Annotated in this window: 16 protein-coding genes; 8 read left to right on the top strand and 8 right to left on the bottom strand. The window is 66.4% G+C overall.

Translation table 11 applies throughout. From position 1 onward, the window contains the following. The first annotated feature begins 81 nt into the window (after window positions 1-81). On the top strand, window positions 82-1860 hold the full coding sequence (locus tag AC0IZS_RS26700; RefSeq protein WP_471638444.1) for an ATP-binding response regulator: 1779 nt from the start codon (window positions 82-84) through the stop codon (window positions 1858-1860). Window positions 1861-1939: 79 nt separating this feature from the next. Here the strand turns inward: AC0IZS_RS26700 and AC0IZS_RS26695 are convergent, their stop codons facing one another. Beyond that, window positions 1940-2590, bottom strand: a complete 651-nt coding sequence (locus AC0IZS_RS26695) for a response regulator (protein WP_471638443.1) — start codon at window positions 2588-2590, stop codon at window positions 1940-1942. Window positions 2591-2780: 190 nt separating this feature from the next. Beyond that, entirely contained in the window at window positions 2781-3836 is a 1056-nt protein-coding gene (locus AC0IZS_RS26690) for a quinone-dependent dihydroorotate dehydrogenase (RefSeq protein ID WP_471638442.1), read from the bottom strand. A 47-nt stretch (window positions 3837-3883) separates the two neighbouring features. On the opposite strand from AC0IZS_RS26690, the gene rpiA reads away from it, so the two are divergent. Continuing rightward, entirely contained in the window at window positions 3884-4573 is a 690-nt protein-coding gene (gene rpiA, locus AC0IZS_RS26685) for a ribose-5-phosphate isomerase RpiA (RefSeq protein WP_471638441.1), read from the top strand. A 76-nt stretch (window positions 4574-4649) separates the two neighbouring features. Here the strand turns inward: rpiA and AC0IZS_RS26680 are convergent, their stop codons facing one another. The 5 genes from AC0IZS_RS26680 to AC0IZS_RS26660 form a co-directional block, all read right to left on the bottom strand. Continuing rightward, on the bottom strand, window positions 4650-5309 hold the full coding sequence (locus AC0IZS_RS26680) for a DUF4124 domain-containing protein (protein WP_471638440.1): 660 nt from the start codon (window positions 5307-5309) through the stop codon (window positions 4650-4652). Window positions 5310-5346: 37 nt separating this feature from the next. Next, window positions 5347-7392, bottom strand: coding sequence for a M3 family metallopeptidase (locus AC0IZS_RS26675; protein WP_471638439.1), 2046 nt, complete (start codon window positions 7390-7392; stop codon window positions 5347-5349). A 42-nt stretch (window positions 7393-7434) separates the two neighbouring features. Continuing rightward, window positions 7435-8289, bottom strand: a complete 855-nt coding sequence (gene folD, locus AC0IZS_RS26670; RefSeq protein WP_471638438.1) for a bifunctional methylenetetrahydrofolate dehydrogenase/methenyltetrahydrofolate cyclohydrolase FolD — start codon at window positions 8287-8289, stop codon at window positions 7435-7437. Between the two features lie 66 nt (window positions 8290-8355). Next, complete coding sequence (locus AC0IZS_RS26665) at window positions 8356-8982, bottom strand: response regulator transcription factor (RefSeq protein ID WP_007848524.1); 627 nt, start codon at window positions 8980-8982, stop codon at window positions 8356-8358. Then, on the bottom strand, window positions 8979-11540 hold the full coding sequence (locus tag AC0IZS_RS26660) for a PAS domain S-box protein (protein ID WP_471638437.1): 2562 nt from the start codon (window positions 11538-11540) through the stop codon (window positions 8979-8981). The genes AC0IZS_RS26665 and AC0IZS_RS26660 overlap by 4 nt, the downstream gene beginning before the upstream one ends. Before the next feature lie 238 nt (window positions 11541-11778). Between AC0IZS_RS26660 and aceE the strand changes: the two genes are divergently transcribed. The 6 genes from aceE to AC0IZS_RS26630 all read left to right on the top strand — a co-directional run bounded on the left by aceE (window position 11779) and on the right by AC0IZS_RS26630 (window position 20934). Beyond that, on the top strand, window positions 11779-14496 hold the full coding sequence (gene aceE, locus AC0IZS_RS26655; RefSeq protein WP_471638436.1) for a pyruvate dehydrogenase (acetyl-transferring), homodimeric type: 2718 nt from the start codon (window positions 11779-11781) through the stop codon (window positions 14494-14496). Window positions 14497-14513: 17 nt separating this feature from the next. Next, a complete protein-coding gene (gene aceF / locus AC0IZS_RS26650) occupies window positions 14514-16190 on the top strand; it encodes a dihydrolipoyllysine-residue acetyltransferase (RefSeq protein WP_471638435.1) in 1677 nt (558 codons plus the stop codon). A 15-nt stretch (window positions 16191-16205) separates the two neighbouring features. Continuing rightward, window positions 16206-18038 (top strand): dihydrolipoyl dehydrogenase, encoded by a 1833-nt coding sequence (gene lpdA, locus AC0IZS_RS26645; protein WP_471638434.1) that lies wholly within the window; start codon window positions 16206-16208, stop codon window positions 18036-18038. A gap of 182 nt (window positions 18039-18220) precedes the next feature. Beyond that, window positions 18221-19126 (top strand): DMP19 family protein, encoded by a 906-nt coding sequence (locus AC0IZS_RS26640; RefSeq protein ID WP_471638433.1) that lies wholly within the window; start codon window positions 18221-18223, stop codon window positions 19124-19126. Between the two features lie 71 nt (window positions 19127-19197). After that, window positions 19198-20397, top strand: coding sequence for a hypothetical protein (locus tag AC0IZS_RS26635; protein WP_471638432.1), 1200 nt, complete (start codon window positions 19198-19200; stop codon window positions 20395-20397). Between the two features lie 18 nt (window positions 20398-20415). Continuing rightward, window positions 20416-20934 (top strand): DUF4274 domain-containing protein, encoded by a 519-nt coding sequence (locus AC0IZS_RS26630; protein ID WP_471638431.1) that lies wholly within the window; start codon window positions 20416-20418, stop codon window positions 20932-20934. A gap of 17 nt (window positions 20935-20951) precedes the next feature. On the opposite strand, the gene AC0IZS_RS26625 is transcribed toward AC0IZS_RS26630, so the two are convergent. Beyond that, window positions 20952-21728: a hypothetical protein gene (locus tag AC0IZS_RS26625; RefSeq protein ID WP_471638430.1), complete on the bottom strand. Its 777-nt coding sequence runs from the start codon at window positions 21726-21728 to the stop codon at window positions 20952-20954. Window positions 21729-21766: the final 38 nt, after the last annotated feature.

Below are 21766 nucleotides of genomic sequence, written 5' to 3'. Positions count from 1 at the left end.
GCTCGATTTTGAGTAACAATTGTTTACATGCATTTTCTACCGCCCTTTCCAGTTGATGCCAATCACCCATTGGATGTAGCGATGGCGCGCGAGTCCCTGCGGCTGCGTGCGCAGCAGTCGGTCAGCGCGCGCACCATGGTCGTGGTGGCCGCCATGGTGGCGGCGGTCTGTTTCGGCTTCTCCACGCCGGTCTGGCGTGTGCTGGCCTGGATGTTTCCCGTGCTGCTCATGGCCCAGATCAATGCCGTGCTCAGTGCCCGGGCGCTGGCCTTGCTCGATAGCGCCGACGCGTCCGCCCTGGCCCGGCAACAGACCGATCACTGGTGGATCACGGTGGCCAACCAGGCCTTGATGGGAACGACCGTCTGGTGGATCGGCTACGGCACCACGGGGGGGATCGCGACGTTTGCCACCGTGCTGCAACTCATCTACCTGGGCGGCGCGCTGGTGAATGCATCGACGCACCCGGCGACCTTCATCGCCGGGGCGTGGATCAACCTCGCCTTCGCTGCCGTGTTCTGGCTGACCCAGGGCGGCACGAACGGCCTGCCGTTGGCGCTGGCCCTGTTTGGCGTGGGACTGGTGGTCGCGGTCTCGTCGCGCCAGACGGCCCAGGCGTTCCGCGATTCGCTGCAGATCCGCTTCGAGAACGCGGACCTTCTGCGCCAGTTGGGACAGGAGAAGCAGGTGGCGGAAGAGGCGAATGCCGCCAAGTCGCGCTTCCTTGCCGCCGCAAGCCACGACCTGCGCCAGCCCCTGCACGCCTTGCTGGTCTTTTCATCCCTGCTGCATCGCCATGAAACGCCCCAGACTGCGCAACTGATTGCCCATATCCGTGATGCCGCCGGCTCGCTGGACAAGCTGTTCTCGGGGCTGCTCGATCTCTCCAAGCTGGAAACGGGCAGCATCGTGCCGCAGATGCAGGCCCTGAACATCGCTGCCATGGTCAAGGACCTGGCGCGCGAGTTCCAGCCGCGGTGTGCAGCCAAGGGTGTGTCCATAGTGGCCGAGGGCGACGATGAGGCCTGGGTGCTGAGCGATGCCTTCCTCCTGGAGCGCATTCTGCGCAACCTGGTGGACAACGCGGTGAAATACACCAACGACGGTGGCGTCGTGGTGTCCGTGCTCGCGCACGAAAGCGTGGTGGAACTGCGGGTCCGCGATACCGGTATCGGTATTGCCCATGAAGCGCAGGCCCGCGTCTTCGAGGAGTATTTTCAGGTCGGCAATCCGTCGCGCGACCCGGGGCAGGGCAGTGGCCTGGGCCTGGCCATCGTGCGCCGCCTGGCGACCCTGCTCGGGCTGGAAATGGGCATGCACTCGAACCCGGGCCAGGGAACCACCTTCACGCTCACCTTGCCGCAGGCGCCGATTTTCGAGAGCACGGGCGTGGGTGCCCTCGCCACTCCAGCCCAGCCCGTGTTGACCATGGCGGTGGATGTCTGGCTCGTCGAGGACCATGCCCTGGTGCGGATGGCGACCACGCAGGCACTCGAGTCATGGGGCTGCAAGGTCACGCAGTGGGAGGGCATGCCCCCCGATTCCGTGATCGACGCAGCCGCTTCGCCACCGCATGCGCTGGTCGCCGACTACCGGCTGTCTGGCGATGCCACAGGCCTGGACGTGGCGCAGCGCCTGCGCACGCGCTGGCCCGCGCTGCCGGTGGCGATCATCACTGGCGACCCTGGCATCAACGTCCACGAGGTCGCACGCCTGGGCAATATCGCGATGTGGCAAAAGCCGGTGCTGCCCTCGCTGCTGATCAACTGGCTGGCAGAGCTCGGCGAGCCGGCGGCCGACCGCCATGCACCCGCCCTGGGTGCGGTTGCCGACAGGCCCGGGACCATCGGTCTTTCATGACACTGGCCCGGTATGGGCCCGTGCCCCGCGCCACAAGCGGGGCACCGTTTCAGCGGTTCATTGTGCTGAACAGCTCATTTCACGCGATGCGCACGCCTTGCCGTGCGCAGACGTAGACCGCTTCGGTGCGGCTCTGTACGTTCAGCTGGCGAAAGATGACGCTCAGGTGCGACTTCACCGTCTGGTCGCTGATATTGAGCTCGCGCGCAATCACCTTGTTGGGCAGGCCGCGCAGGATGGCTGCCAGCACATCGCCCTGGCGCTGGGTCAGTTCGGGAAAGGCCTGGGTGAGGTCGCTGGGCAGGTGGTTGTCCGAGGGCGCCGGCGTCCTTCCGGGCCCGGAGAGCAGGGTGGCAGGCAGGTAGATCCCGCCCGAGGCAATGGTGTTCAGGGCGAGCATCAGCGTTTCCGGCTCGGAGTCCTTGGCGATGAAGCCCACCGCGCCATTGTCGATCGCCGTGCGCACCAGGGCCGCGCTCTTCTCGCCCGACAGCACGATCTGGCGCGCCTGGGGCACCAGGTCGCGGATGGCCACCATGGCATCGGCGCCGGAGAGACCCTCCATGTGCCAGTCCAGCAGCACGATGTCTGCGGGTCGCGCCCGCAGTTTTTCGAGCCCCTCTTCGCAACTGCCAGCGATCTGGGTGTCGATTCCGAAACCGAGCTCGGCGAGCAGCAGGCGAAGTCCCTCTCGAAACAGGGAGTGATCGTCAATGACAAGAACATTCATGGATGGAAATGCGGGGCATCACCGTGGTGCCACAAAGGCCACACGCACGGTCAAAATGGATTGGATTGCCATCGGATGACACATTTGGTATCGCGCCGACTATGCCATGGTCTTGGCGTCCGTGCAGTGGGATACCCCGATTTTTTACCACTTGGTGGAATTGTCTGCGCGCAGCGCCTGCCCCGGTGCCTCAGCGCATGGCCTTGATGGCCTGCGCCGCCCGGGTCACGAGCGCCGGGCCCTCGTAGATCAGCCCGGTGTAGATCTGCACCACGTCCGCGCCCGCGCGGATCTTGCTCACCGCATCGTCGGCGCTCATCACGCCGCCCACGCCGATGATGGGGAATGGGCTGCCCAGCGCGGCACGCAGCTGCCGGATCACGTTGTTGCTGGCTTCGAGCACCGGCGCGCCGCTCAGGCCGCCCGTCTCTTCGGCATGGCGCAGGCCCTTGACGGCATCGCGGCCGATGGTGGTGTTGGTGGCGATCACGCCGTCCATGCCGTGGCGCTGCAGCGTGGCGGCGATCACGGACACCTGCTCCTCGGTCAGGTCGGGCGCGATCTTCACGAAGATGGGCGTGCGCTTGCCGGTCTGCTGTGCCAGCACCTCGCGGCGCTCGGCAATGGCGCCCAGCAGTCCGTCCAGCGCCTCGTCGCTTTGCAGTGCGCGCAGGTTCTGGGTGTTGGGCGAGCTGATGTTCACCGTCACGTAGTCGGCATGGGGGTACACACCATCCAGGCAGGTGAGGTAGTCGCTGGTGGCGTTCTCGATGGGGGTGCTGGCGTTCTTGCCGATGTTCAGGCCCAGCAGCATGCGCGGGCCGCGGCCTTTGTGCTCGCGAAAGCGCGATTGCTGCACGTTGCGCAAAAAGGCGTCCAGCCCCTCGTTGTTGAAGCCCAGGCGGTTGATGAGCGCGCGCTTCTCGGGCAGGCGGAACATGCGCGGCTTGGGGTTGCCGGGCTGGGCCTTGGGCGTCACGGTGCCCACTTCCACGAAGCCGAAGCCCATGCCGCCCAGCGCATCGATCACGCGGGCGTTCTTGTCCAGCCCGGCGGCCATGCCCACGCGGTTGGGGAAGGTCAGCCCGGCCAGTTCGATGGGGTCGTCCACCCGCGTGTTGCACCAGGCCCACTGCAGCGGCGTGCGTTGCCCGCGCGCCAGCATGTCCATGGTGAGTTCATGGGCGGCTTCGGCATCCAGGCCGAAGAGGAAAGGGCGGGTGAGGGCGTAGGGGATCAGGGACATGGGGGGATGACAGGGGATAATTGCGCAACAACCTCCGATTTTCCCTCATGACGACCTCCACCCCCCTGACCCAAGACGAACTCAAGGCCCTCGTAGGCCAGGCTGCCCTGCAATATGTGGTGCCTGGCGAGATAGTGGGGGTGGGCACGGGCTCCACCGTCAACAAATTCATCGACGCGCTGGCCAGCATGAAGGACAGCATCAAGGGTGCCGTGTCGAGCTCGGTGGCCAGCACTGAACGCTTGAAGGCGCTGGGCATTCCCGTGTTCGACGCCAACGAGGTCGAATCCCTGTCGGTCTACATCGACGGCGCCGACGAGATCGACGGCCAGGGCCACATGGTCAAGGGCGGCGGCGCCGCGCTCACGCGCGAGAAGATCGTCGCCGCACTGGCCGGCCGCTTCGTCTGCATTGCCGACGAATCCAAGCTGGTGCCTGCGCTGGGCACATTCCCCCTGCCCGTGGAAGTGATCCCGATGGCGGCGCAGAACATTGCGCGCCGCTTTGCGGCCCTGGGTGGCAAGGCCAGCATCCGCCAAAAGGATGGCCAGCCCCTGGTCACCGACAACGGCCAGCACATCCTCGACGTCACGGGCCTGTCCATCACCGATCCATTGGCCTTCGAATCCGACGTCAACCAGTGGCCCGGCGTGGTCACGGTGGGCGTGTTTGCGCACCAGAAGGCCTCGGTGTGCCTGCTGGGCACTGCGCAGGGTGTGAAGACGCTGAATTATTGAGCAAGGGCGGCGCTGCGGGCGCCGCATACAAAATGGGCCGCAGTTGCGGCCCATTGTCATATCGGAGTGTGGCTGCTCAGAACCGGATGCCTTGGGGGTTGGTGGGCGACGGACCCTCGGTGGGCGGTGCCGGGCGCGCGCGTGGCGACGCCGTTGCTGCAGGTGCCTCCGAGGCGGCGGCTGCAGGGGCTGCCGCAGGGGCGGCGGCCGTCAGTGGCGTGGGTGCAGGGCGCCGGTAGCTGGCCGTCAATTGCGATGTCTTGGGATAGCCGGCGGCATCCAGGTACTGCGTCCATTCCGTGTCCTGGAAGCCGACCATGCGCTGGCCACCGATGGTGCCGTAGGGCAGCGAGGTGTCTCCGCTGAGCTTGCGCAGTGCATCAAGGTCCTCGTTGGTGCTCACGGTGCGCTCGGTGAAGGGCACACCGCGGTTCACCAGCAGGCTGCGTGCACTGAGGCAGGGCGCGCAATCGCTGCCGGTATAGAGCGTGACGGGGAAGCGCTGGGCGATCCGAGACAGTTCCAGCGACAGGCCACTCGTGCTGCCCACGGCACCCGTCGCCGGGTTGGTGGTGGTGGCCGTGGCCTTGCTCGCATTGTCGGGTGCGCGGTCCGAGAAGGTGACCTTGCCATCGGGCCCGACGATGCGGTACACCGTTTGCGCCTGGGCTCCCGCGCAGGCAAGCAGGACCAGCACCGGGGCCAGCATCGGCAGGGACAGCAGGTTCTTGCGCATCGTCTTACTCCTCGGAATCCGTGTGTTGTGGGGAAACTCAGGCCGTGGCCGGCTCGGCCATGCCCTGGTGGCGCATCAGGGCGTCCAGGCGCGGCTCGCGGCCCCGAAAGGCCTTGAACGACTCCATGGCCGGGCGGCTGCCGCCGGCCTCCAGAATGGCCTCGCGGTAGCGGCGGCCGGTCTCGGCGCTCGGCTCGCCATCGCTGCCCACCGTTTCTTCAAAAGCGGCATAGGCGTCGGCGCTCAGCACCTCGGCCCACTTGTAGCTGTAGTAGCCCGCAGCATAACCGCCCGCGAAGATGTGGCTGAAGGTGTGTGCCGTGCGGCTGAACGCCGGCGGCTGCAGCACGGCCACTTCGGCGCGCACCTGGTCCAGCAGGGGCATGATGTCCCGGGCCGGGTCGTGCTCGGTGTGCAGCAGCATGTCGAACAGCGAGAACTCGATCTGGCGCAGCGTCTGCATGCCGCTCTGGAAGTTCTTCGCGGCGATCATCTTGTCGAACAGCGCGCGCGGCAGGGGTTCGCCCGTGTCCACGTGGGCCGTCATGTGCTTGAGCACGTCCCACTCCCAGCAGAAGTTCTCCATGAACTGGCTGGGCAGCTCCACGGCGTCCCACTCCACGCCGCCGATGCCCGAGACGTCGCGCTCGTTCACCTGGGTCAGCATGTGGTGCAGGCCGTGGCCGAATTCGTGGAACAGTGTGATCACGTCGTCGTGCGTGAGCAGGGGCGGCTTGCCGTCCACGCCGCTGGCGAAATTGCACACCAGGTGGGCCACCGGGGTCTGCAGCACGCCGGTGTCGGGGCGCAGCCAGCGGGTGCGCACGTCGTCCATCCAGGCGCCGCCGCGCTTGCCGGTGCGCGCCGGCTGGTCCAGGTAGAACTGGCCGACCAGCGTGTCGCCGCGCTCGATGCGGTAGAACTCCACGGCCGGGTTCCATACCGGCGCGCTGTCGCGGCGGATCGCCACCTCGAACAGCGTCTCGATGATCTTGAACAGGCCGGCCAGCACCTTGGGCGCCGTGAAGTACTGCTTGACCTCCTGCTCGCTGAAGGCGTAGCGCGCTTCCTTGAGCTTTTCGGCCACGTAGGGCCAGTCCCAGGCCTGGGGATTGGCCAGGCCCAGGCTGGCCGAGGCAAAGGCGCGCAGGTCGGCCACGTCCTTTTCGGCATAGGGGCGGGCGCGGTGCGCCAGGTCGCGCAGGAAGGAGACCACTTCGGCAGGCGAGTCGGCCATCTTGGCGACCACCGAGACTTCGCCGAAGTTGGCATAGCCCAGCAGTTGCGCTTCTTCCTTGCGCAGCGCCAGGATCTCGCTGATCAGGGCGGTGTTGTCGTACTTGCGGGCGTCGCCCTCGGCCTGGTCGGAGGCGCGGGTCACATAGGCGCGGTAGATCTTCTCGCGCAGAGCGCTCTGGTGGGCGAACTGCATCACCGGCAGGTAGCACGGCATTTTCAGCGTGAGCTTGTAGCCGTCCTTGCCCTCGGCCTGGGCCGCGTCGCGCGCGGCCTGCAGCACGTCGGCCGGCACGCCATCCACCTCGGCGTCGGAGGCGTAGTAGGCAAAGGCGTCGGTCGCGTCCAGGGCGTTCTCGCTGAACTTCTGGCTCAGCTCGGCCTGGCGCTCCTGGATCTGGGCAAAGCGCTCCTTGGCGGTGCCCACCAGTTCCGCGCCGCTCAACACGAAGTTGCGCACGGCATTCTTGTGCGCCTGGCGCTGCTCGGCGCTGAGCGTGGCGGGGTCGATGGCCTTGTACTTGGCGTACAGGCGCTCGTCGGCTCCCAGGCGGGTCCAGAATTCGGTCACGCGGGGCAGGGCGGCGTTGTAGGCGGCACGCAGCTCGGGCGTGTCGGCCACGCTGTTGAGGTGGCTCACCGCGCCCCAGGCCGTGCCCAGTTGCTCGGTGGCCACGTCCAGCACCTGGGCGATGGCGTCCCAGCGGGCGGGGAAGTCGGGGGCGGTCACCGTCTCCAGCGCCACGTTGGCACGCTCGAGCAGCACGTCGACCGCAGGCGCGACGTCCTCGGGCGTGATGCGGTCAAACTGGGGAAGGCCGGAGAATTCGAGAAGGGCGTTGCTCATGCGGTGTAGATGGCGCCTCGGGGCGTTGGTTCAAGGGTTTTTTTACCGTGCAGCCGTGCGCTCGGCCGCCTCGATCGTGTTCACCAGCAGCATGGTAATGGTCATCGGGCCAACCCCGCCAGGCACGGGGGTGATCCAGCCGGCCACTTCCTTGACGCCTTCGAAATCCACGTCGCCGCAGAGCTTGCCTTCGGCGTTGCGGTTGATGCCCACATCGATCACGATGGCGCCGGGCTTGACCATGTCGGCCGTGAGTGTGTTGGCGCGGCCCACGGCAGCCACCACCACATCGGCCTGGCGTGTGTGGTAGCCCAGGTCGGGCGTGCCGCTGTGCGTCACGGTCACCGTGGCATTGGCCTGCAGCAGCAAGAGGGCCATGGGCTTGCCCACGGTGTTGCTGCGCCCGATCACCACGGCATGCTTGCCCTTGAGCGACTGGCCGGTGGATTCGATCAGCTTCATGCTGCCGTACGGCGTGCAGGGGCGAAAGCCCTCCAGCCCGGCCATCAGCTCGCCGGCCGACAGCACCGAGTAGCCATCCACGTCCTTGGCGGTGGAAATCGCCTCGATCACCTTGTGCGGGTCGATGTGCTTGGGCAGGGGCATCTGCACCAGGATGCCGTGCACCGTCGGGTCGGCATTCAGCGCGGCGATGCGGGCCAGCAGGTCGGCTTCGCTGAGCGTGGCTTCGTACTTCTCGAAGACCGAGCGCACGCCGCTGTCTTCGCAGGCCTTGACCTTGTTGCGCACATAGACGGCCGAGGCCGGGTCTTCGCCCACCAGGATCACGGCCAGGCCGGGCTGGTGGCCGCGCGCGGTGAGGGCAGCGGCGCGCTGGGCGACTTCGCTGCGCAGTTGGCGGGAGAGGGCGGTGCCGTCGATGAGTTGGGCTGTCATGGCTGGAATTCGGATCGAAAAGGGCGCCGGGTGGCGCCCTGGTGGGGAACTGGGCTGCGCGTCGGTTCAGCCCTTGGGGGCATTTTGGCCGAGGGCGATCTTGAGCAGGTCGGCCACGGTATTGGCGTTGAGCTTTTCCATGATGTTGGCGCGGTGTGCCTCCACCGTCTTGATGCTGATGCCCAGGTCGTCGGCGATCTGCTTGTTCAGGCGGCCGGCGACGATGCGCTCGAGCACCTGCGCCTCGCGGCTGGTGAGCTTGGAGAGCAGGGCGTCGCGGCTGGCGGCCTGCTGGTAGCCGGCAAACGCCTCGCGGGCGTGGTCCAGCATGCGCTCGACCAGGCCGACCAGCTCTTCCTCGTCAAACGGCTTCTGGATGAAGTCGAGCGCACCCTTCTTCATGGTGTTCACGGCCATGGGCACGTCGCCGTGGCCGGTGATGAACACGATGGGCAGCGGAGACTTGCGCTCGATCAGGCGGTCCTGCAGCTCCAGGCCGGTCATGCCGCCCATGCGGATGTCCACGATCAGGCAGGCCACTTCGCGCGGGTCGTAGCGCGACAGAAAGGTTTCGGCCGAATCAAAGCAGCGCACCCGGTAGTCCTTGCCTTCCAGCAGCCATTGCAGGGAGTCACGGACCGCTTCGTCATCGTCCACGACGTATACGGTGCCTTTTTTCGGAATCAAGCTCATGCAATTGTCCTTGGAGTATGTGCGTTTGCTACAGAATTTGTAGTGTCATCGGCAGGCTTGGCAAGCGGCAACCAGAAGGAGAACCTGCAGCCCGTGACGTCTGAACCATTGTAGATGTTCTCTGCATGCATCCGGCCCTGGTGCGACTCGACGATGCTGCGGCACAAATTGAGGCCCATGCCCATGCCTTCCTGCTTGGTGGAGAAGAAGGCTTCGAACAGCCGCTCCAGCACCTCGGGCGCCAGGCCCTTGCCCGTGTCCAGCACCGAGAACTCGACCACGCCGCGGTCCTCGATGGTCTTGGGCACCACGCGCAGTTCCACGCTGCGGCCGGCCGTGGGCCGGTTGGCATGCTGGATGGCCTCGGCGCCGTTCTTCATCAGGTTCACCAGCACCTGCTCGATCAGGATGGTGTCGGCCATCACGGGGGGCAGGCGCGCAGCGATGTACAGCGTCAGCCGCACATGGTGGCGGCGCAGTTCGATGTCGGCCAGCTCCACGGCCTCGTTCACCATCAGGTGTACGTCCGCCAGCGCGCGGTTGGGTTCGCTCTTCTTCACGAAGGAGCGGATGCGCTGGATGATCTGCCCGGCGCGCTGCGCCTGGTGGGCCGTCTTCTGCAGGGCCGTGAGCAGTGCCTCTTCGGTCAACTGCCCGCTCTGGATGCGCGAGACCATGCCGCTGCAGTAATTGTTGATGGCCGTGAGCGGCTGGTTCAGCTCGTGCGCCACGCTGGAAGCCATCTCGCCCATGGTGATCAGGCGGCTGACGGACTGCGCCCGCTCGGCCTGGCGCGAAGCCTGCTCCTCGGCCTGGCGGCGCGGCGTGATGTCGGTGGCGATCACCATCTGCGCCAGGCGCCCGTCCACCCAGTTCAGGTAGCGCGAGCGCACCTCCAGCCACTTGCCCAGGTCGGGCAGGAAGATCTCGGCGTTTTCGGTGCGCGCGCTGGTCAGTGTGTCGGTGGGCAGGCCCATCAGGCCGTCCTCGTCGTCCACGCCCGTCGAAGTGCTGCCCGCCACGGGCACCACGCCGGCCTGGGCCACCAGCTGCAGGTGGCCGCCGGTCTGCGAGCCGAACCACTGGCGGTACAGCTTGTTGGCAAACAGCAGCTCCTCGCTGCCCAGCGGCGCCACGGACACCGAGGCATCGAGCGATTCGAGCACGATGGTGAAGCGCTCGTGCGACGCCGAGAGCTGCTCTCGCACCCGGTTGGGCTCGGTGATGTCGGTCATCGACGTCATCCAGCCGGTCTGGTGGCCATGGGCATCGATCAGCGGCGACACGTACAGGCGTGCATCGAACAGCGTACCGCTCTTGCGCCGCACCCGCACCTGGAAGCCGCCGACGATGGTCTTGCCGCTCAGCTCGTCGCGCAGCTTGGCGTGCAGGGCCTCGTGGTCCGAGTCGGGCCAGTAGGGGAAGGGCGCCTTCAGGCCCACCAACTCGGCCTCGCTCCAGCCCGTCATCTGGCAGAAGGCCGCGTTGACGTAGGTGATGCGGCCTTCCATGTCCAGCGCGCGCATGCCGGTGAGGATGGAGTTCTCCATCGCGCGGCGGAAATTGGTCTCGGCCACCAGGGCCTGCTGGGCCTGCATGCGCCGGCGCGTGTGGCGCCAGGTGGCGATCAGCATCCAGGCCGTCATGGCCGAGAGCGTGCCCACCAGCCAGAACAGGCCGCTGCCCACCACGCCCAGCGAGGTGCGGTAGGCCTGGGCGCGCAGCACCAGCCCGTTGCCCACGGGGGACACGGGCACCTCGTACTCATTGGCGCGCGGGCTCCAGGGCAGCAGCTGCGTGGCCGGGTTGCGCGGGCCCAGGGGGGTGCCCGCCAGCACCTGGTTCTTGCTGTCGAGCAGGGTCACGGCGTAGCGCGCCAGCACCTCGGTGGGCGTGCCGTAGCGCAGCAGGCTGTCGATGGAGTATTCGCCCAGCACCACGCCGCTGAACTTGCCCTGGTTGTTCAGCGGCACCTGCAGCTGCAAGAGGGGGGTGATGTCGCCCGCCGTGGCGGCCGGCTGGGCATACACGGGTTGCTGCAGGTCGCGCGCCAGGCCATAGGTATCGGCCGTGTCGCCGGCCTTGAGCACCTCGCCGGCAATGCGCAGCTCGCTGCTGGCCAGGGTCGGTGCCGCGTGGCTGGCGCGGATGCGGCGGCGTTCGTCGATCCAGGTGATGGCCTGCAGCTCGGGGTACTGGCTGATCAGCGTCTCGGCGCGGCTCACGAACTCGGAGCGTTCGAGCTCCTGGTTGGACAGGTCGCGCGCAATGCGCATGAGCTGCTCCTGGCGCTCCAGCAGGCGCAGGCGCACCCGCTGCTGGGCATATTCCACGTCGCGGCGCAGGGCTTCCTGTTCGCGCTCGGCCTCTTCGGCACGCAGGTACCAGAAGGCCGCCACGATGGCCGCCAGGAACATCAGCACGGCTGCCAGGGGCGCGAGCGCGGCAAACCGGTCCTGCCGGGTGGGCGAGAGGCTGCGCCACCACTTGCGCCACCAGCGCGCAGGGGCCGCGATGGGCGAAACCGTGGTGGGGGGCGCTGGGTCGGTGGGATGCATGTCCCTCAAGTGTAGAGGAGGCGCACACCTGGTAACGGACAGCAGGGACAAACCTGTCCACGATCCCCTGCGGCGGGTTTTTCGGGCCGCCGTGAGCATTTTGCGAACGCTCGTTCTTGTGCGTTTGCAGCAAATTCTCATAATGTGATATCAATAGGCACCATTTGAAATTCGCGAAAAGTTGTGCGAAACTAGGGGCAGTGTTCTAAATTGCTGCCACACCTATAGGAGACAAAGCATGTCAGCTCAGCCCGACCCTCAGGCCGCTTTCGGCCTCGGTACCGACGTCGATCAGCAGGAAACCCGTGAATGGATGGATGCGCTGTCCGCCGTGATCGACAAGGAGGGCCCGGAGCGCGCCCATTTCCTGCTGGAGCAGCTTCTGGAGCACGCGCGCCAGAGCAGCATCGACATGCCGTTTTCGGCCAATACCGGCTACGTGAACACCATCGAAGCCGACCAGGAAGCCCACTGCCCTGGCAACATCGCCATTGAAAAGCGCCTGCGTGCCTACATGCGCTGGAACGCCATGGCCATGGTCGTGCGTGCCAACCGCCTGAACCCCGCCGACGGCGGCGACCTGGGCGGCCACATCGGCTCGTTCGCATCGGTGGCCAGCATGTTCGGCGCCGGCTTCAACCATTTCTGGCATGCCGCCAGCGAAGACCACGGTGGCGACCTGCTGTACATCCAGGGCCACAGCTCGCCCGGCATCTACGCCCGCGCCTACCTCGAAGGCCGGCTGACCGAAGAGCAGCTCGACAGCTTCCGCCAGGAAGTGGACGGCAAGGGCCTGTCGAGCTACCCACACCCCAAGCTGATGCCCGAGTTCTGGCAGTTCCCCACGGTGTCGATGGGCCTGGGCCCGCTGATGGCCATCTACCAGGCGCGCTTCCTCAAGTACCTGCACGCCCGTGGCATCGCCAACACCGAAAACCGCAAGGTCTGGGTGTTCTGCGGCGACGGCGAGATGGACGAACCCGAATCGCTGGGCGCCATCGGCCTGGCTGCGCGTGAAAACCTCGACAACCTGGTCTTCGTGATCAACTGCAACCTGCAGCGCCTGGACGGCCCGGTGCGCGGCAACGGCAAGATCGTGCAGGAGCTCGAAAGCGAGTTCCGCGGCAGCGGCTGGAACGTCATCAAGCTGCTGTGGGGCAATGGCTGGGACACCCTGCTGGCGCGCGACAAGACCGGCAAGCTCAAGCAGCTGATGATGGAGACGCTGGACGGCGACTACCAGGCCATGAAGGCCAATGACGGTGCCTTCGTGCGCAAGAACTTCTTCGGCCGCCACCCCGAGACGCTCAAGCTCGTCGAGCACATGACCGACGACGAGATCTTCGAGCTGCGCCGCGGTGGCCACGAGCCCGCCAAGGTCTACGCCGCCTTCCATGCTGCCAACGCGCACAAGAACCAGCCCACCGTGCTCTTGGTCAAGACCGTCAAGGGCTATGGCATGGGCAAGGCCGGTGAAGGCAAGAACACCGTGCACCAGACCAAGAAGCTCTCGGACGAGGACATCAAGTACATCCGCGACCGCTTCAGCATCCCGATCCCGGACAGCCAGCTGGCCGACATCCCCTACTACAAGCCGGCCGACGACACGCCGGAAATGCAGTACCTGCAGGAGCGCCGCAAGGCCCTGGGCGGCTATTTGCCCAAGCGCCTGCCCAAGGCCGAAGAGAGCTTCACCGTGCCCTCGCTCGACACCTTCAAGGCCGTGCTGGAGCCCACGGCCGAAGGCCGTGAAATCTCCACCACCCAGGCCTATGTGCGCTTCATCACGCAGCTGCTGCGCGACCAGGCCCTGGGCCCGCGCGTCGTGCCCATCCTGGTGGACGAGGCCCGCACCTTCGGCATGGAAGGCCTGTTCCGCCAGATCGGCATCTACAACCCCAAGGGCCAGCTGTACACCCCGGTCGACCGCGACCAGGTGATGTACTACCGTGAAGACAAGGCCGGCCAGATCCTGCAGGAAGGCATCAACGAAGCCGGCGGCATGGCCAGCTGGATCGCTGCCGCCACCAGCTACAGCACGAACAACCGGATCATGATCCCGTTCTACGTGTACTACTCGATGTTCGGCTTCCAGCGCATCGGCGACCTGGCCTGGGCGGCGGGCGACATGCAGGCCCGCGGCTTCCTGCTGGGCGGCACCTCGGGCCGCACCACGCTCAACGGCGAAGGCCTGCAGCACGAAGACGGCCACAGCCACATCCTGGCCGGCACCATCCCCAACTGCGTGAGCTACGACCCGACCTTCGCGCACGAAGTCGGCGTGATCATGCACCACGGCTTGAAGCGCATGGTCGAGCGCCAGGAAAACGTCTTCTACTACATCACGCTGCTCAACGAGAACTACCCCATGCCCGGCCTGCAGCCCGGCACGGAAGAGCAGATCATCAAGGGCATGTACCTGTGCAAGCAGGCGCCGGCCCTGGCCGCCGATGCACCCACCGTGCAACTGCTGGGCAGCGGCACCATCCTGCGCGAATCGTTCTTCGCCCAGGACCTGCTCGAAAAGGACTGGGGTGTGGCCGCCAGCATCTGGAGCTGCCCAAGCTTCAACGAACTGGCCCGCGACGGCCAGGACGTGGAGCGCTGGAACCTGCTGCACCCGACGGAAACGCCACGCGTCTCCTTCGTGGCCGAGCAGTTGGGCAAGACCACCGGTCCCGTGGTCGCCTCCACCGACTACATGAAGAACTACGCGGACCAGATCCGTTCGTTCATCCCTGCCGGCCGCACCTACAAGGTGCTCGGTACCGACGGCTTCGGCCGCAGCGACTTCCGCAGCAAGCTGCGTGAGCACTTCGAGATCAACCGCCACTACATCGTCGTCGCGGCGCTCAAGGCGCTGTCCGAAGAAGGCAAGGTGCCCGCAGCCAAGGTGGCCGAGGCCATCGCCAAGTACAACATCCAGGCCGACAAGGTCAACCCGCTGTACGCGTAAAAGAACCGGAGACAACAATGGCATTGGTAGACATTCAAGTTCCGGACATCGGAGACTTCGATGAAGTCGGCGTGATCGAGTTGCTGGTCAAGCCCGGCGACACGGTCAAGGCCGAGCAGTCGCTGATCACGGTCGAATCCGACAAGGCGTCGATGGAGATCCCGTCGAGCCACGCAGGCGTGGTCAAGGAGATCAAGATCGCCGTGGGCGACAAGGTCAAGCAGGGCTCCGTGGTGCTCACGCTGGAAGTGGCAGGCGAAGCGGCCGCGGCGCCTGCTGCTGCAGCACCCGCGCCAGCCGCCGCGTCCCCCGCACCGGCTCCTGCCGCTGCGGCGCCCGCCCCGGCGGCAGCCGCCCCGGCCGCCGCATCCGGCCCGGTGGAAGTGCGCGTGCCCGACATCGGTGACTTCAAGGACGTGGCCATCATCGAGATGCTGGTCAAGGTCGGCGACACGGTGAAGGTCGAGCAATCGCTGTTCACCGTCGAATCCGACAAGGCGTCCATGGAGATCCCGTCGCCCGCCGCCGGCGTGCTCAAGGAACTCAAGGTCAAGATCGGCGACACCGTGAACATCGGCGACCTGGTGGCGATCCTCGAAGGCGCAGCCGCGCCCGCGGCATCCGCGCCAGCGCCTGCAGCGGCCCCTGCTGCTGCGCCTGCAGCCCAGGCACCGGCTCCTGCCCAGGCTGCTGCGGCAGCGCCCGCTCCTGCAGCGGCTGCCGTGCCCGCCCACCAGCCCGGCGGCCCCATCACAGGCCTGCCCCACGCTTCGCCCTCGGTGCGCAAGTTCGCCCGCGAACTCGGCGTGCCGCTCGAAGAAGTCAAGGGCACCGGCCCCAAGGGCCGCATCGGGCAGGACGACGTGCAGGCCTTCACCAAGCAGGTGATGAGCGGCGCCACCCAGACCAAGGCCCAGGCCGCCAAGGCGCCTGCAGGCGGCGGTGGTGGTTCCGGCGCAGGCCTTGACCTGCTGCCATGGCCCAAGGTCGACTTCAGCAAGTTCGGCACGGTGGAGCGCAAGGATCTCTCGCGCATCAAGAAGATCAGCGGCGCCAACCTGCACCGCAACTGGGTGATGATCCCCCACGTCACCAACAACGACGAGGCCGACATCACCGAACTGGAAGCCTTCCGCGTCTCCACCAACAAGGAGAACGAGAAGAGCGGCGTCAAGGTGACCATGCTGGCCTTCGTGATCAAGGCCGTGGTGGCCGCGCTCAAGAAGTTCCCCGAGTTCAACACCAGCCTGGACGGCGACACCCTGGTCTACAAGCAGTACTACAACATCGGCTTTGCGGCGGACACGCCCAACGGCCTGGTGGTGCCCGTGCTCAAGGATGCCGACAAGAAGGGCATCATGCAGATCAGCACCGAAATGGGAGACCTCGCCAAGAAGGCCCGCGACGGCAAGCTCGGCTCGGCCGACATGCAGGGCGGCTGCATGTCCATCAGCTCGCTGGGCGGCATAGGCGGCACGCACTTCACGCCCATCATCAACGCGCCCGAAGTGGCCATCCTGGGCCTGTCCAAGGGCCAGATGAAACCGGTGTGGGATGGCAAACAGTTCGTGCCGCGCCTGGTGCTGCCGCTGTCGCTGTCGTACGACCACCGCGTGATCGACGGTGCCAGCGCTGCGCGCTTCAATGCCTATCTGGGCCAGGTGCTGGCGGACTACCGCCGCATCCTGCTGTAACGAGGAGACCCTGGTATGGCAATCATTGATATCAAGGTTCCAGACATCGGCGACTTCGACGAAGTCGGCGTCATCGAAGTGCTGGTCAAGCCCGGCGACACCATCAAGGCCGAGCAGAGCCTGATCACCGTGGAGTCCGACAAGGCCTCCATGGAGATCCCGTCCAGCCACGCTGGCGTGGTCAAGGAGCTCAAGGTCAAGATCGGCGACAAGGTCGCCCAGGGCGCCGTGGTGCTGACGCTGGAGGCAGCGGACGCAGGTGCCGCCGCTCCCGCACCGGCGGCTGCACCCGCAGCCGCAGCCCCGGCCGCCTCGGCAACCCCGGCGGCACCCGCACCCCAGGCATCGAGCTTCGGTGGCAACGCCGACCTCGAATGCGACCTGCTCGTGCTCGGTGCCGGCCCCGGCGGCTACAGCGCCGCCTTCCGCGCGGCCGACCTCGGCCTCAAGGTCGTGCTGGTCGAGCGCTACGCGACTCTCGGCGGCGTGTGCCTGAACGTGGGCTGCATCCCCTCCAAGGCCCTGCTGCATGTGGCGGCTGTCATGGACGAAGTGAGCCACATGGCCGACCTGGGCGTGAGCTTCGGCGAACCCACCCTGGACATCGACAAGCTGCGCGGCCACAAAGAGAAGGTCATCGGCAAGCTGACCGGTGGCCTGGCCGCCATGGCCAAGATGCGCAAGGTCACCACCGTGCGCGGCCTGGGCCAGTTCGTCGGTGCCCACCACCTCGAAGTGGAAGAAACCAGCGGCGCCACCGGCCAGGAGAAGACGGGCAGCAAGAAGGTCATCGCCTTCAAGAACGCCATCATCGCCGCCGGCAGCCAGGCCGTGCGCCTGCCGTTCATGCCCGACGACCCGCGCGTGGTGGACTCCACCGGCGCGCTGGAATTGAAGGAAGTGCCCAAGCGCATGCTCATCCTGGGCGGCGGCATCATCGGCCTGGAAATGGGCACGGTGTACAGCACCCTGGGCGCGCGCCTGGACGTGGTGGAAATGCTGGACGGCCTGATGCAGGGCGCCGACCGCGACCTCGTCAAGGTCTGGCAGAAGATGAACGCCAAGCGCTTCGACAACATCATGCTCAAGACCAAGACGGTGGGGGCCAAGGCCACGCCCGAAGGCATCGAGGTGACGTTTGCCGCGGCGGAAGAGGGCGGCACCGCGCCGGCACCGCAGACGTACGACCTGGTGCTCCAGGCCGTGGGCCGCACCCCCAACGGCAAGAAGATCGCCGCCGAGAAGGCCGGCGTGGCCGTCACCGACCGCGGCTTCATCAACGTCGACATCCAGATGCGCACCAACGTGCCGCACATCTTCGCCATCGGCGACATCGTGGGCCAGCCCATGCTGGCGCACAAGGCGGTGCATGAAGCGCATGTGGCGGCAGAAGTCATCGCCGGCGAGATCCAGGGCAACAAGGAGCTGGCGAGCGCCGCCTTCAACGCCCGCGTGATCCCGAGCGTCGCCTACACCGACCCCGAAGTGGCCTGGGTGGGCCTCACCGAAGACCAGGCCAAGGCCCAGGGCATCAAGGTCAAGAAGGGCCTGTTCCCCTGGACGGCCTCGGGACGGGCGATTGCCAACGGCCGCGACGAGGGCTATACCAAGCTCCTGTTCGACGACAGCCCCGAGGCCCATGGCCACGGCAAGATCCTGGGCGGCGGCATCGTGGGCACCCACGCCGGCGACATGATCGGCGAGATCGCGCTGGCCATCGAGATGGGCGCGGACGCGGTGGACATTGGCAAGACCATCCACCCGCACCCCACGCTGGGCGAGAGCATCGGCATGGCGGCGGAGATTGCGCATGGCAGCTGCACGGACGTGCCGCCGCAGAAGAAGTGACATAGCCAGCCAGGGACAGCACACTGCGCAGTTCTAAAACGAAAGCCCGGCCCGGCAACGGTCCGGGCTTTTTTTATGGGCTGGCCCGTGGGCGGGAGCACGTATTGGATCTCAGGCACACGTATCTACCGAAGAGTCGCCCGGCGGTGCTCTACGATGAGCGCTACACACCACCTCGCACCATGGCTTACGAACGGCATTTCATCAAGGACGCCAAGAAGGGCAACAAGCTCCGTACCCACGTGCGCATGATCGTTGACGGTTCCATGGTCCTCACCGACGAGCTGCAAGAAGGCGCCGCTGCCGGCCCCGGTGCCGTCTGGAAGCCGCTGCACGCACAGGCTTGCGACGGCGACTTCGAAGCCCTGGCTTACGCCGACGGGCAGGAATTCATGCGACTGACCAAAGGGGGTTGGCGGTTGGCTGCAGCCGATGGGATGCCGCTGTCCGAGAGGGGCGATATCCTGAGCCTCAGGCCCCGGAACCCCGGTCCGTTGGCGGTATTGGCCGCGGAAGGCTCCTATCCCTCCTTCGATTGGTACGACTATTTCGAATATGCGGTCAGCCGCATCGGTGTCGTCTGGGCATGGGACGATCCCGAAGCGGCCATGGAGTGGTCGGCCCGCATGACCCCTGTGCAATTGGCTCTGTGGGCGATCGCCAATGCAGACGGGCAAATCTGCAACGGCGGCTTCTCGCAGTTCTTCTACAACAGCTACGGCGAGCTGGCACACGAAGCACTGGCAGGCTTCGAATTGCTGGGCATGGCACCGTATGCCGACATCCTGCGCGAGGCCTATGCCGTCTTCCCCGGCCAGCGCATCCCCAAGGACCGGGACGAGCGCGTGGCCCTCCTGGAAACCATGGCGCTCGACGACGAGACCACTGCAGCCCGGCTGCGGGCCGCCAGCAACGGAATCGAGCACGCCTCGGCCATCATCAAGGGGACCGAGGACCTTTGGGGCGCACTGGAGGCCCGCTACTGCGCACTGATCCACCAGGACATCGGCGTGCGCGGCTACAACGTGGCTTTCTACATGCCGTTGTGCGAATGCATCGAGTCCCATGCAGGCGGGATTTTCCGGTAGCCGCCCGGCGCGCCATTGCGCACAATCCGCTGATCCTGTTACATATTCGGGTGTCTGCCGCTTTCGCTTTCATGAGCACCATCGTCCAGATCTTCGACCGCATCACGGCCACCGACGTGCCCACGGCCCTGGCCGCGTGCCAGCGTGACCAGCGGGCCACGCCCCGGGTGGTGGCCATGTTCGACCAGTTCTTGCGCGAGGTGCAGTGCTACTACCCGCTGGCCGCTGGTGCCAACGGCGTGGAGCAGCCTCTGATCTGGACCGAGGGCCTGCCGTTCGGGCCGCTGGACCACTGGCCCCTGAACCTGGGTGTCGATGTGCAGGCACTCGACGCCACAGTGCTCTCCACCCTGGGCCATGTGGCGGCCGACGCCGGGCTGCAGCTGTTCGAGCCGCAGGGCGGGGCGCTGTACCGGCTGGACCGCCAGGTGGTCTACGAGGACGGCACGGTCGAGCCCTTTGCCGAACGCGCCGTGCGGGTGGAGCCGCCCAAGGTGCAGGCCGCGCCCGGCAGCTTTGCCCCGGCGCGGGTGCCCCACAGCCTGGACGTGCTGTGCGGCGCACTGATGGAGCGGCTCGCGCCCCTGGGCTTCGAGGTCCACCCCCATCCGGTGAATTCACGCGCGCGCCTGGTGCAGCGCAGTTTTGGTCCCACCGTGCAGGCGTTTTTCATACAGGTGCAGCCGGAACATGACCGGCAGTACATCCATTGCGCCGTGCACTGGTGGCTGCCCAGCGTGCGCGAGGCCTGGCTGGCGCGCCTGGACGAGATCGGCGGGCCCGAACTGCGCAGCCGCATCAAGGCCTTCATCCCCGACTACGAACGGACCCTGAACGACTTCCAGCAGATTCCCTGGCACCGCAACCCCCGCCTGGGCCAGAACGACCTGCGCAGCGCGCACGACCTGGCCGAGTTTGCCAAGGCCCTGGCCTTCTGGGCCGCCGAGCGCGCCATCCTTTGGCAGGATGCGCCCAAGGACATGGCGGCCCTGGGCAAGCTGCTGCTCTCGGTGGACCAGGTCAGCCGCGTGCTCAAGGACGGCGAGAGCGGCGTACACGGCCTGTTCTATCTGCAGGAGCAGATGGCCTTGCTGGTGCTGGCATTGCACTGCAAGACACCCTTGCGCGACGTCTGGGTCGAAACCCTGCGCCACCGCCAGCGCGTGACGCAGCACGTGCAGTGGAAGCCCGTCTGCGGCAACGATGGCAATGCCTTGTTCGACGCGATTCTCCAAAGCCTGATCGAGCGGTCCCCTGTGCTGGGCGCCTGATCCAACCCACCTTTTTGCATGACTTCCGACAACGACATTGAAGCCCGTGCCTGGAATCTGGTGCACGCCTACCTGGCCGATGCCTCTCCCGCTGCCTGGCATGTATTCGCCGCGCGCTCCAACTACGACGGCAACAAGCAGGCCCTGCGCTGGCTGCTCGACCAGCCCACGCTGGACCGGGGCACTGCATTGCTCATCTACTGGTACTTGGGGGCCGCCTGGCATGTGCAATTCACCTCGGCAGAGCAGGCCCTGAGCCCCGAGACCTTTGACCTGCTGCGCCTGATCGAGGAGCGCTATGCGGCGGGCTTCTATGAGGCAGGCAATATCTGGTTCGACCCGCACACCTCCGAAGGCGGCCGGCCGGACGACTACCCCGACGTTGCCGTGGTGCGGCCCGTCCCCGCCCTCATGCTGGAGCCGGTGAACGGCAGTGACTATGTCGATGTGTCGGAAGACCCGGAGGGCTTAGACGAAGGGCTTCCCTTGAGCGTAGCGGTGGCCTTGTATGCGCTGTTCGAGGAGAGCGAAGACTGAAGAGGTGGACCATGGGGTCAACGACCCGGGCCCTCGGAGGTGTCGCTGTCTGCATGGCGAGAGCCCACTCCGGCACCCAGGGCCATGCCTCCCATGCCAGCTCCGCCGCCCCCGGCGCCACCGGCTCCGCCCCCGCGACCACCGCCGGCCTCGGCATTGCCCGCCGCTCCTGCACGCTTGCCCGCGGCACCGCCACCGGTGGCAGGCCGCAATGGGCCCTGGTTGGGAATGGCTACCGCAGTGGGAATGGGCTCCAGGTCCAGCGCCGAGCGGATGAAGTGGCGCAGCGACACCACCAACTGCGCGGTCTCGATGCTGCGCCCGTCCACCATGTCCTGTGCGGCCTTGGCGGCCAGTTCCACCTGTTCCTCGGTGCCGAGCAGGATCACGTCGGACAGGGCAGCCTCCACCGCATCGCGCATGCGGCGCTGGCGTTCGGTGCTGGTGAGGGTCGGAGAGGGCAGGTCCGATTCCTCGGCTTCGGATGCATCGGTTTCCTGTGGGGTGGCCATCGCCATCTGCACGGCACTGTCATGCACCTGCTGGCGCCGCAGGTCGCGCATGTGCGTGGGGTGGACCTGCAACTGCCCGGTGAAGGATCCACCCAGTGTCTTGTACGCGGCGATCAGGGTCTTGAGCCTCTCGTTGATCTGCCGGTTCTCGCGCTCGCGGCGTTTCTGGATGGTCTGCATGAACACCAGGCGCGTACCCACCATGACCAGGGTGGCCACCAGCAGGCCCATCAGGGTGGTGAGCAGGGTGGACCAGGAGGTGAAGTCGAGCAGGTTGCGCATGCGGAAAGCTGAGGGCGGACGGTGCGCCCATCCTAAAG

The sequence above is a fragment of the Acidovorax sp. AC410 genome (assembly GCF_979253235.1).
The sequence above is the reverse complement of the archived record's forward strand: the minus strand, read 5'-3'. Positions and strand labels throughout refer to the sequence as shown.